Here is a 420-nt window from a genome sequence, read left to right as displayed (position 1 = left end):
ACTACACAACCCAGCAGTGGTTGTGCCGGAAGGCGGAAGAGCGAATACGGGAAGGGGTAAAAGAGCGATTAGCTCCGCCAGGTATGCGACGCCTGAGTTTCGAAGAGCACGTGGAGTACCTGAATCCAAAGATTCAAGGCTGGCGCAATTACTACTACACAGCTTACAGCCAGAGGAAGATGGCGAAGTTGGATTGGTATATCCGGCAGCGGTTTGCGAAGTGGTATGCTAAGAAACACAAACGCAGACGATGGTTGAGTTCGCTGCGCGAAGTGAAGTCTTTGTCTATTCAATATGGACTTAAAACGCTCTTGTAATCTGCATGCTCATGATGACGAACATCGGAAAGCCGTATGAGGGAAAACCTCACGTACGGTTTGATGAGGAGGGGCTGGGCCCCGCCCAGCCTTTCACTCTAGC

At 51.2% G+C, this 420-nt stretch carries 1 protein-coding gene; it reads left to right on the top strand.

Features of this window, described 5'->3' with window-relative positions; genetic code table 11:
• A partial coding sequence (locus PSHG_RS26090; protein WP_010267518.1) for a group II intron maturase-specific domain-containing protein occupies positions 1 to 317 on the top strand: 317 nt, incomplete at its 5' end.
• Between the last annotated feature and the right edge of the window lie 103 nt (positions 318 to 420).

This window comes from Paenibacillus senegalensis JC66, assembly GCF_000285515.1.
In the GTDB taxonomy this organism is placed as follows: Bacteria; Bacillota; Bacilli; order Paenibacillales; family NBRC-103111; genus Paenibacillus_L; species Paenibacillus_L senegalensis.
This window is presented reverse-complemented; position numbering and strand designations above follow the sequence as displayed.